Below are 13,251 nucleotides of genomic sequence, written 5' to 3' on the forward strand. Positions count from 1 at the left end.
AGGCCGTGATTAAAGTGTGTTTCTGCCACGCTAATATCCTTTTTAGATTGTTTTTCGAAAAACTGATAAATTTTTTTCATTAAGTTGCTGTGCAACTTCTGTTGCATTACGACAACGCAGCAATTGTGGTAACGAAATCCCGATCGCAAATTCCTCAGCGATGCGTGCCGAAATGGTTTTCAAATGCTGGGGGCGTAATCCCATGTTGATGAAGTCGCTGGAACCATCGAAATGGCTCTCTCGCGATTGGCCGAGCACGTCCAGATAGATTTCCAGCACCTTCTTTTTCATCCCGGTCTTTTCTCTCTCTAGTTCTTGCTCAGGGACAGCGTTGTGTCGAATAGACGGTGCTTCCTGCACAGATTCCATCAATAGGCTGCGTGCTTTAGGGCGGTCAGGTTTGCCATTGGGGGAGAGCGGTAATTCGGTGACCTGTAAGAACCGTGTTGGGACATGCGATGGTGGCAGACATTGGCTGGCATATTTGCGTAATTCTGCGCCTGACAAGGCATTTTCTTTTAGCGAGACATAAAGTACGCCGATGGACGTCTCACCATGTATTTCATCGCCATAATCCACCACGAGAATGTGCTGAACTGACGGGTGACGAACCAGTTCATTTTCGATGTCCGGTAACGAAATACGTACTCCGCGCACCTTGACGTAACCGTTGACACGACTATCAAAGACAATGATGCCATCGCGACGATAGTGTCCATGATCGCCGGTCCGGAATGCGCGGATGTCTTCTCCGTTCGTATCCTTGATGGTGACAAAATTGGTCTGGGTAAGCTTCCCGTTTTCCAGATAACCCAATGCGACATTGACGCCTGCCGTATGAATAAGGCCAGTCACACCCACCGGGCAGTGGTTACCACTCTCGTTCAACAGAAAATAGCTGTTAGCCGGTAAGGGTTTGCCATAAGGGATTTGGTTAACATCATCCTTGCCTATTTCGTGCCATATACTCCATATGGTCGTCTCTGTGGGTCCTCCTAACGAAATCAACCGCACTGAGGGTAGAAGTGTACGCAGGCTGCTAATCACAGCAGGTTTGATGTAATCGCCACCCTGCGCGATCAGCCGCAGGCTTTTCAATTCATCTCCTTGACGGCACGCGAGAAGCATTTCCAAGATAGCAGGCACAGAGCACCATAATGTTACTTTGTGCTTGGCAACCAACTGGTTCCAGCACAAGGCGTCTTTTTCTTCACCGACAGCGGGAAGAACCAGCGTTGCCCCTGCGGTCAGGCAGCCAAAAACATCGAAGACCGACATATCATGATGTAAAGGCGTTACAGAAATGAAGACATCCTGATGTGTTACAGACCATTCTTTGAGGGTATTCGTAATGACATTCGATGTTGATTTATTGGATAAAACAACGCACTTTGGTCTTCCGGTTGTCCCTGATGTGTAAAGGTAATAGGCGGGCGTTTCGCTTGATGAGAGGGCGTCAAGTGGAAGTGGGCATTCCGCCAGGGGTTCGGCAGACAAGAGGGTTTCAGGCGTTTCTGCCGGATGTTCAATACCTTCTCTTTGTGTCGTGACGACCAGGTTTGGGTGGCAATTTTCAAGGAGATAATGCCGTCGCTCGGCGGGGGAATCTGCGTCTATCGGCACCCAGATCACCCCGGTTAATGCGCAAGCTAGGGTCACCGCGGTGTGTTCAGGTCCACGGTGCAGGCAAAGGGCGACAACACTCCCCTCGGAAAGCCCTTTTTCCCTGAAAGCGCCCATTATTCGACGGACATTACGCCCCAGATCAGCGTAGCTGATCTGTCTGTCGCCACAGATAAGTGCCTTTTTGGTGTTTTTGTTGTCGAAGATATTGGCGGCTATCCGGCTGAGAAATTGCCCACAGTGAAAATCAGCTTCGATACCGTTCAATTGATAGTGGTCTGTATCGATAATATTCTGTACTGAAATTGAGAATACACCTGAAGCTACGATGGCCTGTATCGCCTTGCTTATAGCCCGTAAAATGTCTTGGATGAAAGCAGGGTCAATCGCAGCAGTCGCATAATCAATGTCAAAAATAAGTTCTTTGTTTGCATTGGTTGAAAAACGGATATCCATCGCGACTTGGGGTGTCTGAGTCAGTCCACAATGCAACCGCATACCACTGTCCTGACCTGATACCGGCCATGACAGCCCGTTGGTCATCACGACAGGTAAAACAGGGCCAGCACCCTTCTTTTCAACCAGCATGCGGGTAATGTCTATACCTGAAAATGCAAGATGTTCAATCCCTTCCATCACATCATTTTGTAGAGTACGGGCCCGCTCAGAAAGATTACTCTGCTCAGCATCCCAGTTGACCACAATAAAACTTGAACGATTGCACAAAGCATCCGATATCTGCGGTGCTACAGGAATGCCGACAGATAGATTTCGCTCTTCACTCCAATGGGACAGAACCTCAAGCACCAGTGCCATAATAGTCGAATTCTTAAACAGCATTTGCTGAGTGCCGGCTTTTGACACGGCGGCATAATCTTCCCGGGGTACAATCAAACTTTGTCGTGCATAGCGGGACGTGCCTATTTGTGCCAATGGTTTTATCCACGGGAGTCGTGGTGCACCGCTGACGGCTTCAAGTTTTGCTTTCCAATATGTTTCGTCTATCTTGCGTTTGTCAGAGATATCGTCCTCACTCAAGGAGATATCTGTATCCGCCATAAGTGATACCTTGCCCTCGAAAAGCGCTATCATCAGGGCGGCTATCGAACGCCCATCAAGGATCAGAGCATCGAAACGTACAAACGCGATCAAATCATCTTCTTCTGGTTGATTCTTGGGTAAACAAAAGAGTGTTATGTTCCACGGAGAACAGTCCAAATTGAAAAGTGCATGTGCAAATTCTTCACGGTGGTTTTCTACATGATGTAGAGCCGCTTCCCGTGACATCGCGCTCAGGTCGACTTGCTGTAAATGTAAATTGATATCTGTTTCTGCACTCACATATTGAACGAGTCGCTTGGTATTGATTCGGGTGCGCAAACTTTCATGACGCTGAACCATATTTTCTAGGTTATTTCGCAGCTGCGCCAATTCCATACTTCCGCGGTACTCACGAAACTCTTGCATCGCGACGCCACCAAGCGACAATTCTGCCCGCCGCCCAAGCAGATACGCCAGTTGAAGGGGAGTTAATGGTTTTTCCGTGCTGTTTCTCTTTTCCATGTTGTTATTAAGATCAATTTTTGCAGTAACATCAGCGGGTTTTATCTTAGCGATTGATGATAAGGCGGCTACATCATTGGGTGAAGAAGGTATGGCTTCATCGAATCGTTGTGGATGCGTGGCGATTTCACGGACAAAATTGACAAAACTGTCGAACATTGAGGTTATCCATGCTTCTGGCAGTTTATCCAGACGAATATCCCAATTGATGAGAATGCCACCATCGGCAGCAGCCACTTGGGCATCAAGGGCAACTTGTGGGCCTTGTGAGATAACCCAGTTCATAGCACCAAATGCCTGTTTGACGCGATCCGAGAGAAGCTCTTCTCCCGGTATATCCAGTGCGGCGGTGAAGACCACAGGAGTCAATTGCGTTTCACCATAATGCCGGGAAAGATCCCGCATCAGATTCACACCCGGATATGCTGAGTGAGCGAGCAAATCTGTCAGTTGCTCACCAAGCCGTTGACTAAGGTCAGCAGGGCTTTCAGCGCCATTGATATCAACGCTGAGGATAAGCACATTAGAGAAATCACCGATAATTCTTTCTACATTATCCACATGGGGAGAACGCCAGAACATGGGCACATTGAGACGAAAGCGCTTATCCCCGGTATGCCTTCCAAGAATAATGGAAAAAAGCCCCAACATCAGACTCGACATGGTTATCTGGTGTATCCGGGCAAGTCTTTTCAACGCCTGACGCTCATCTGGCTGAAGCCACGCTGCCAGACGATGGCTGCGAACCTGATCGGGCAGGGTTTTGTGAATAGGCAGCGTGGGAGCTGGTGGAATATGCGGAATACGCGAACGCCACCAGATTCTATCCCTTTCACGGGCCGCTTTTAGTGAGGGATCGGTGCGTACTTGGTCGCACCATGCGAAATACGAGGCTATTACTGGCGCTGACTGGTCTGGATTATCATAAAATATCGCCAGATCCTCCATCAATACCCGGAAACTTGAAGGATCGATAGCGATCATATCCGTATCAACATGCAGGCGAAATTTTCCGCCATCTAGCAGACTGAGTGAGAACCGGGCTGCCTGGCCAGAAGAAAGATCAAGTTTCTGATGAGCCCACTTCGTGCGTTTAACAAGAAGTAATTTTTCTACTTCTGGTGCTGATAATCCCCGAAAATCCTCGATCTCCAGCAATGATGACTCACAAAATGGCGCCACAGACTGAAGCCCCTCCGCATCGACACAGAGTCTGAGCATAGGATGTAGAGAACAAACGCGTCTCAGAGCCTGTTTAAATCGACTCTCTTCAATATCATCGCCGTCGAACTCAGCATAAAGATGCGCGGCAACGCCTCCCAGAGCGGCCTGAACATGACGCCCGACCCAGTAAGCTGCCTGCATTGACGTTAATTCTCTCATAGTTTATTCACGTAGTTGAAAAATACGGTTAATAGGTACAAGTATAAAAATAGGTTGAATGTGAACAGCCTCTGGCGAGTAAGATCCTTTTATTGCTTCGACTTAGCCCATTCTCCCACCGCTCTAAGCGTATGTTCCGCGCTGGCAAACGTAGGGGTAAAAACTTCACTCGCGTTAAGAAAAACAATCCGTTTTTCGCGAGCGGGTTTCATATAGTGCGCCCATCCAGGTACAACCCGATCAAGCGCGGAGCGAATAGCGTTCTCATCGTGTTCCTTGCTGCCCCAACTGTTGAGTACGACCAGAACGTCCGGGTTCAGTTCGCCTAATTTATCTGCACTCAACTGTAAAAGCAGTTGGGATGAATTGGCAGAAAGGCCGCTTTGTGTCGAGAGATTCAGACGGGTGAAACCAAGATCTTCCAATGCCTGAGTGAAACCGGTGGCTTCGCCAACGACATTGATCTGATCGTTGACCAGGATCGGCAGATAAGTCTGATTAGTCGGATTTTCCGGCAACAATGTGCGCGTTGCGGCAACGCGTTGCATATACATATCCCGCCGTTTTTGAAAGTTCTGCTCACGTCCGGTAAGTTGAGCCAGATTTTTTTCAATATTGAAATGGTGAGATTTGCCAGAAAGGAAATTTTGCAGATAGACAGGCGCGATCGTTGAAAGTTGTTTTACCTTGTCGATATCAAATTCTGTTCCGATAATGAGGTCGGGTTTAAGCGCGTAAAGTTTTTCCAAATCAATCTCAAACCCAGTACCGATGCCTTGGGGTTTTGTGTGCCCTTCCCCCAGTACAGTATCGACGAAATCTGTACCAAGTTGATAGATCCCCTCTTTCGTGCGACCGTAACTGCCGACGGGTTGAATGCCCAGCTCCATTAAAGGTAGACCGATAGCTGGCTCGCTCATCACCACAATACGCTGTGGCTCCTCAGGTATGACGATATCTCGCCCCAGGGTATCCGTGACCTGCCGTGATGCGGCAAAGGCAGATGTTCCCAGCAAGCACATGAATATTACAGTAATAGCAGATCGCATAATGTTTTCTCTTTCAGAACGGATCAGAGTATATGAGTCAGTCAGATAACACTGACCGGCTCACGTTAATCATAGTTGGTTCATTGTCTCATAGACATCACACAGCAACTTCAGCAAGGGGGAGGCTTGTGGCCTCAGGTGTTGTGAAGAATGAGAAAACTTTATCTATTGCTTCACAGAGGCGTTGAACATGTTCTTCAGGGTAACGCGCCTCGCGGTAAGTTATTACCAGCCGCATTATTCTTTCTCCATCAATGACATCCTCCATGATTTCGAATTGAAGACCGAACATGGATTCCTTTTTATCGGGATCGATTTGCCGATAGCGTATATCGTTACCAAACGGGGTGTTAAGTACACCGTTTAGTGCATTATTGGCATGAATCTGAATATAAACGTCGAAGATTAAACCTTCATCAGGTGCCATCCCCAACGATTGTTGAATAAGATCGAGCGGTACATCTGCATACGGCATTGAATTATTGATGGTATCTCTGGTGTCTTCGATCAATGCGGCGACGGATTTCTCCGGATAGAATTGCAGCCGGTGAGCAACCATGGTGGTAAAATAGCCAACTGTTTCATAAGTTTCGGGTTCGGTTCGACCCGATGCAGACGTTCCGATCACGATATCCTTCAGATTGCCGAGCTTATGCAACGAAAGCGCAATTGCAGCGTAGACGATACTGAACAGGGAGGCGTTATTTTGCCGGGCAAAGGAATAAAGACGATGAGTGACTCCAGCTTTAGGTTTGTACTCGATCCAGCTGGCTTTTGATGAACTTTCATGCGCGGCAATAGTCGTTTTTGGGTTGTCAGATAAGGCGAGTTCTAACCCGCGGGTTGCATCACGCAACATGTTAGTCCAGTAATCGAGATGTTTTTGATTAAAGCCGTTCGCTTGCTGTTGCCGGGCAAATTGATGGAATGACAATACTGGTTTTTTCCAGATAGGCGCCATACCTGAAGAACGCGATAAATAAGCTTGGGAGAGTTCATCCATCAGCACATTCAGCGACCATTCATCAATAACCATATGATGAACCAGAAACGACAATATTTGACGTCCGGTTTCAGGATTGTGGAGTAGTCGTATTCTGATTGGCAATTCACGGGAAAGATCGAACTTATAAGCCGCTTCGTCATCAAGGTGTACACCCTGGCTTTCGTGACTGGACCAGAACCACTTATAATCACTCATGTCTGACATAGCGACAACCTGCTGACAAATCTCATCATTTTGAACATAGAACAAGGTACGCAGACTTGAGTGACGTTCTATAAGATCAGCAAAAGCGTGTTCAAGGATTGTTTCATCAACCTCATCAATAAAATCCAGAGCGAATGGCAGGTTGAAGATAGTGCTAAACTCATAGGCGCTATAGGCATTCCAAAGAGAGGTTTGTGCAAGTGCCAAAGGTGCCGTCAAATGATCGTTCTGTGCCGAAGACACGGCGTCTTTATTCTGATGTGTTCTGATTGCACGGGATGCCAACGCGGCCGCTGAAGGATGGCTGAAGAAATCACCGAAGTGCACTTCCAGCCCGTGCGTGCCAAGTAATTTGCCGATAATACGCGTTGCCAACAGAGAATGACCACCACAATCAAAAAAATCGTCCTCCAGTGCCATATCTGTCATCGCCAAAGCTTCACGGAATTCTGACAAGATTATTGTTGCTATTTCATCAGTGTCAACGGAGATCGCTTTGCTGGAGGCATCATGCGTAGCATGTACAGCAGTGCCAGAGAGTAGTTTTGTGGCTAAACCCGTCATGGCATTTTCGGTGCTTTTAAGAAAGGACACAAAACGACTCATCAAGAACTCGCCAGCATGGCTGGAAACCGACTGGCCTGTTGTTAATATAAGATCAATTTCCTCTGTACCTTCATACGCCATTGCCAGCTCAAAATCGGGTCGCATTTCATAGGTTGGTAACAGGATTGACTGACTCAGTAAGTTCTGTTGTTCCACCAAATCGTTCGGGCGAGATAACAACCGCACATATACCGAGGATTCAGCACGCTTTGTTACAGAAGCACCGGCGAGAAAATTATCTTGGTCTGGTGGTGCCTGAAGTTTATCCATGATGGACTTGATAATTTGTGTTTCCGCCATATCGCACTCGATAGCAAGGTGACGGAACCCGTCCGGCTGTAACAGACACAGTGTGATCTGTTCTTGGCCGCCGAGCAGTGCAATAAACTGGGCAAATCTGGCTGAAATAATAGCGGGCACACAGTGAGATAATCTGTCGCGAGGAAGGGATGTTTCCAGTTCATTAATGTTAAGCCCTGTTTTCCAACGCAGTGCGAGCCGATTTTTACTCAGATAGGTTGCCTCACCAAAAGAGGTGTGAATGGTGGCGTTTTCATCATTGCGACAGCATAGCCAAGACACAAGAGAAGTTGCCTTTCCGTCGAAAGGTAATAAGGAAACGCGTTTTAGGGGGAGATGTTTTACGAAGTGCCCGGCATAAGCGCGGATCAGCATGTCGAGTATTTCGTTTTCATGACAAGTTTGTGCCAGTATCTCGTGCAAGATAAGAGATAAAATAACTTTATCATTTTTTTGTATTATCAATACATTAAAGGGGGAATGTTGTTCAGGAACCCAGGTTGATGCTTGTACAGTTAGCATTTTCTTGATCATGTCTGAGTGTGAACTGGCATGGAAAAACTCAAGGCACGACTGCCAGCTCGCTACCCGGGTTTTATACAATTCACCATCATCATTTAATTCATAACGTACGTTCAAGTCCGGTATTGCCTCAATAACAGATTGGATGGCACGCACCATCATTGAAATATTCACATCATCATGAAGTTGCCAGGCTGAGAGCTGTTTGAGTACGCGATCAGGATTCTGTTGCTGTAGTAACCAGATATGTTCTTCATAACGGGATACGGCTATGGGCGATAACTTTCCTGAATCAATATTCAACATAAAAATTCCCATTTTATCAAACTAATTAGTTGTTTTTTTAAGGGTATTAATACGAACCAACAGCCATTAAATACTTCATGGGAAACCCGATGCTACCCGCAGAATATGTGCTGTCGTGGCCCTGTATTTGAAGAAAACTAACAAATATATAATTGACAAATCAGAAGGCTAACATAATATTAACTGCCTGTGAATGATAATGATAATGAGAATGAGAATGATCCCGAAAAAGACAGTAACCCCTTTTACGATAAAGGCAGGAAATCAGATTTTTTCACGCAGAAAAATGTTACTTAACAGTGCAATTTTGCTTTCTTTATCGTCCCTGGGAGGGCAAGCGATTGCCTCTGATCAAACAGAGAAAAATGAAACGAGGAAAGATGATGCCGATATCATCACTGTAACGGGTGAAAAAACGGCAAGAACACTACAAAGAACGCCAAGTTCAGTCTCTGTTATCTCCGGGCAGGAAATACGCAATAAGCCTGAAGCGACAACCATCGGTGATATTTTACAGGGGACACCCAATGTGCTTTATACCAGTACGACAGGGGCGCCGAGTATTCGCGGTATTGAGACAAATGGGCCGCTTGTAGGAGGAAATACTTTTCTTTCTAAACCGATACCGCGGGCAACTATCAGTGTTGATGGTCGTTATATGAGCTCGGCGGAATTCAGTTTGGGGAGAGGGCCTATTTGGGACGTGAATTCAATAGAAGTATTCCGAGGCCCACAAACGACAACTCAGGGGGCAAACAGCATTGCCGGGGCAATTATTGTTAAGACGAACGATCCCACCTTTACGCCCGAATTCGACGGGCAGGTTTTGTATGGAAGCCACCAAAAGAAACAAACGTCCTTTACTGTCAATGGGCCATTGACTGAAAGTCTCGCAGTACGCCTCGCCGTGGATTACAGCGATAGAAATACGTTTGTCAAATACACCAACCCCGAATTCCATGATCATGATATGAACAAAGGCTTCGAAAATCTGGATGCCCGAGTGAAAGCGCTTTGGCAACCACTGGATAGTCCTTGGTTGGCCAAACTAACCTACTTCCATACGGCAGCAAAAAACGCTGACACGGAGTCTGCCACATTGCCTTACCATAAATTGAAGAGTTCGATTCTCGGTATCAACAGATCCAAGACCCGCAGTGATGTCGGTATCTTCGATCTTCAATATGAGTTTGAAAACGATATCGTGCTCTCCAACCAGCTTCAATATGCTGAATCGAAGTACCGTTACACTTTTACGAAGATGATCCCAGGTATCGCAAACCGTGATTCGAATAATGTTACCAACGAAACGCATTTGAACTTCGGTGATGAATATTCAATCTGGAGTGGCGTGACAGGGCTTTATTATTCGCGTGATAAGGCCAGGAATGTGCTTAATAATACGTTGGGCAAGGCAGATGCCGATTTGACTAACACGAGTGTTGGTCTTTTCTCGGAGGCCACTAGACGTTTTGCGGGAAAATGGGCGCTGACGGGTGGTTTGCGCTATCAATATGACCAGGTCAAGCATGAAGGGGTGACCAGCTATGTACCTGGCATCCATCATGAATATAGCAAAGGATTCCATGCTGTCCTGCCGAAAGTTTCTCTTGCTTACGATATGACTGACGATGTTACTGTCGGTACTTTGGTAAGCAAAGGCTATGCGCCGGGCGGTACCGGGGTGAATTTCTCCGGGCATTCCTATTATACCTTCGCGCCAGAGAAGGCTTGGAATTATGAGTTATTTGCCCGTGGTAAAGCGCTCGACAACCGATTACTGGTAACCGGTAATATTTTTTATACAGATTATAAGGGATTCCAGAGTTCTGTACAGGATTACACGAGAGACAGGCCTAACGGTTCGATTCTTGTCAACGCCGACAAGGCGGTCACTTATGGGCTTGAACTGGGGGCAGATTATCGGGTATTGGACAACCTTAGCCTAAGCGGTGGGCTTGGATTACTTCATACTGAAATCAAAAAATTCGCCGATTATCGAGGCAACACGTTTGAGGGAAAACGATTCGCCAAGGCACCCGGCTATATGTTTAACGTCGGTGCTGACTGGAACATCACCGAACAATTTCGTCTGAGTGGCGCTCTTCGTTATGTGGATAATTACTTCTCCGATGACGAGAACGATCCCGAATTGCGAGTCAGTTCCTATTTAGTCTCCAATCTTCGTTTCTCATATAATCCGACCAACAACTTGGAACTCTTTGTTTACGGAAATAACATTTTTGACAAACGTGTGCCAACAAATAAATCTCATGATCGCAAGGCCGGGATTGCAGGAAATATGCTGGAGCCACGTGAAGTGGGTATTGGCGCGAAAGTGAGTTTCTAAAAATCAGCATTGACCGCGCTGATCTGTCGATTGAGTAAGGTTAGCGCACCCCGTTGTGGAAAATGACTTGATTATCTTAGCCTGATGATTGCTATCATCAGGCTTTTTATAATGACGTGTTTACTCAGTTTAGTTGATAGTCAAAGAGAATAAACGATGGGGGAGGCACAGGGGCGATTAATCGGCCGCACCTCCTGCTTCCATCTCATTACATGTGGGACTTATTATCTGAATTCACGACCTACCAATTTTGATGAATAATTTATTGGCCTGAATTTGTCACGATAGGTTCTATTAATAGCAGCTTGGTTAATTCTTTGGACGAAGGCTTACTTTCTTCTCCTTTCGGCACCACAAAAAACTCACCTTGCTTTATTATTACATGATCATCTTTAAAATCGATGCGAAGTTCACCCTCAATAACCATGAATACCTTGTCTTCATCTTTATGGGTGTGCCATATAAAATCACCGTCTGCGAGTAATATAATTATCTTATATTCGTTTGTTTGAGTGATTACCTTCGGTGACCATACTTCTTTGATTAAATCAAATTCTTGTTTTAAATTTTTTACTTTTCTCAATGCAGTCATCTGGTTCATGTTATATACCTTTCCTTTAGTGAGTTTTTGATTTGAGTTTTTAATGCTTACCAATTATCTAGAATTATAGTCTTCGAAATCCATTGGAGATAGACATATGGGTTATCAGGCACCGAGAGTGGCACCGCCATCAATAACAATATCCTGTAACGTCACATGACTTGCTTGTTCGGAGGCTAAAAACAGAATGACGCTGGCTATTTCGTCAGGGTGTGCGATTTTCCCGAGTGGAATGCCCAGTTTAAATTGTTCGGTAACGCCATGAATCAAACGCTGGTGCGCGATATTATCATCGAACATCCCTTCCAGCATTGGGGTTAACGTGGAACCTGGCGAAACAATGTTACATCGTATCCCAAAAGGAGCCAGTTCAAGCCCCACACTCAGGCACAGGCTACGCATTGCGGCTTTAGAAGCGCAGTAAACGGCCATATTAACGCGTGGTACGTGGGCGGCGTTGGAGGCGATCGAAACGATATTACCACTGCGTTGACGCTGGAAATGTGGAATTAATATCTTAAACAGATTGAATGCTGCACCCGCATTCACGTTGATTGAGCTTTCCCAATCTTCACGGCTTAACGTTTCTGCTGAACCAAGGCGTAAAATTCCGGCGCCGTTAACCAGTATATCCAGTCCGTTTTCCTGTAGCAGTGGCGGGCAGATTTTTTGTACCGCACAATCGTCACTGACATCCAGAATGCGCGTCTCAAACGGCATTGAATCAGGGAACTTTAGATCGAATCCAAAAACCTTAGCGCCTGCCTCGTGAAAGCGGAGCGCTGTACGGTAACCGATACCGCTGCCGGCTCCTGTCACCCAGACGGTTTTTCCCTTGAAGTTGCTCATTTTGCCTCCAAATTGCCGTTCAGTAATGTGAGCCAATTGCGCAATGTGGGTTGTTTCATCAACGAGGTAAAATCAAGATCGTACCCTTCCTGTCGGCGCTTTGAGACGAAAGACATCATGCGTAGCGAGTCTAAGCCATAATCAAGCAAGTTTTCATCATCATCAATGTCGTGTACGTCTTCGTCCAGGGTAGACTGTAGCAGGGTAAGCAACCGTTCTCGATCCCATTGACTTTCTGCTGCGGAAGAATCGAGTGCTGACAGCACCATACCGGAGCTCAACACTTGTCCGGAACAGCCGGCAGTATAGCGTAGCGCCATCATATGCTCCTCGCGGCTGAAGTCTGCCAGCGCATCGCTTATCATAAAAGCCTGTATATCGCGCATAAAGGCGTCAGTGGCAGTGGTTAGGCAGCCGATGTGGGCATACACGCCGCAGATCATCAGTTGATCACGCTTACGCTCTTTCAGCTGAGTCTCCAAATCAGAGCGCTGAAATGCGCTGTAGCGCCACTTCACCAGCACAGTATCCTGTTGTTCGGGGGACAGTGCTGCCACGATTTTTTGCTGTTCTGGATAGCGGTTCAGCCCCGGTCCCCACATATCATTCAGTAACGCTCGTTCGACGTCACTCTGTTGGTCCGGCTGAGCGGTATAAAACACTGGAATGCCGAGTTCATGGCAACGGGCGCGCAGAATAACAATGTTGTCGATAATCTGCTGAACCATCTTGCTTTCTTTTCCCCAGAAGTTGAGGAAATATTCCTGCATATCGTGAATCAGCAGAGCAGCACGCTGCGGCTCTAACTTCCATTCCACTTTATTTGCAGGTAAGGTGGCTTCGTCGGGCAGGGTATAGTCCTGAAGTTTAGGAATGCTCATGGTGTATT

7 protein-coding genes are annotated in these 13,251 nt (G+C 46.6%); 1 reads left to right on the plus strand and 6 read right to left on the minus strand.

Annotated features, from left to right (window positions below; all coding sequences use genetic code 11):
* Window positions 1-42 precede the first annotated feature (42 nt).
* The 3 genes from XPG1_RS04800 to XPG1_RS04810 all read right to left on the minus strand — a co-directional run bounded on the left by XPG1_RS04800 (window position 43) and on the right by XPG1_RS04810 (window position 8,562).
* Window positions 43-4,569: an amino acid adenylation domain-containing protein gene (locus tag XPG1_RS04800; protein WP_045958063.1), complete on the minus strand. Its 4,527-nt coding sequence runs from the start codon at window positions 4,567-4,569 to the stop codon at window positions 43-45.
* Window positions 4,570-4,658: 89 nt separating this feature from the next.
* A complete protein-coding gene (locus XPG1_RS04805; RefSeq protein ID WP_045958064.1) occupies window positions 4,659-5,618 on the minus strand; it encodes an ABC transporter substrate-binding protein in 960 nt (319 codons plus the stop codon).
* Between the two features lie 97 nt (window positions 5,619-5,715).
* Entirely contained in the window at window positions 5,716-8,562 is a 2,847-nt protein-coding gene (locus XPG1_RS04810) for a condensation domain-containing protein (protein WP_052708253.1), read from the minus strand.
* Between the two features lie 217 nt (window positions 8,563-8,779).
* Here XPG1_RS04810 and XPG1_RS04815 point away from each other — a divergent pair, with 217 nt between their 5' ends.
* On the plus strand, window positions 8,780-10,912 hold the full coding sequence (locus tag XPG1_RS04815; protein ID WP_197541112.1) for a TonB-dependent receptor: 2,133 nt from the start codon (window positions 8,780-8,782) through the stop codon (window positions 10,910-10,912).
* A 262-nt stretch (window positions 10,913-11,174) separates the two neighbouring features.
* Here the strand turns inward: XPG1_RS04815 and XPG1_RS04820 are convergent, their stop codons facing one another.
* From XPG1_RS04820 to XPG1_RS04830, 3 genes are all read right to left on the minus strand, one after another.
* The gene (locus tag XPG1_RS04820; RefSeq protein ID WP_038258985.1) at window positions 11,175-11,513 is read right to left on the minus strand and encodes a cupin domain-containing protein; all 339 of its coding nucleotides are present in this window, start codon (window positions 11,511-11,513) and stop codon (window positions 11,175-11,177) included.
* A gap of 105 nt (window positions 11,514-11,618) precedes the next feature.
* Window positions 11,619-12,362 carry a 2,3-dihydro-2,3-dihydroxybenzoate dehydrogenase gene (dhbA, locus tag XPG1_RS04825; protein ID WP_045958066.1) on the minus strand — a complete coding sequence of 248 codons (744 nt, stop codon included), beginning with the start codon at window positions 12,360-12,362 and terminating at the stop codon, window positions 11,619-11,621.
* The gene (locus XPG1_RS04830) at window positions 12,359-13,243 is read right to left on the minus strand and encodes an isochorismatase family protein (protein WP_045958067.1); all 885 of its coding nucleotides are present in this window, start codon (window positions 13,241-13,243) and stop codon (window positions 12,359-12,361) included. Before XPG1_RS04830 ends, dhbA begins: the two co-directional genes overlap by 4 nt.
* Window positions 13,244-13,251: the final 8 nt, after the last annotated feature.

The organism is Xenorhabdus poinarii G6, from assembly GCF_000968175.1.
Lineage (GTDB): Bacteria > Pseudomonadota > Gammaproteobacteria > Enterobacterales > Enterobacteriaceae > Xenorhabdus > Xenorhabdus poinarii.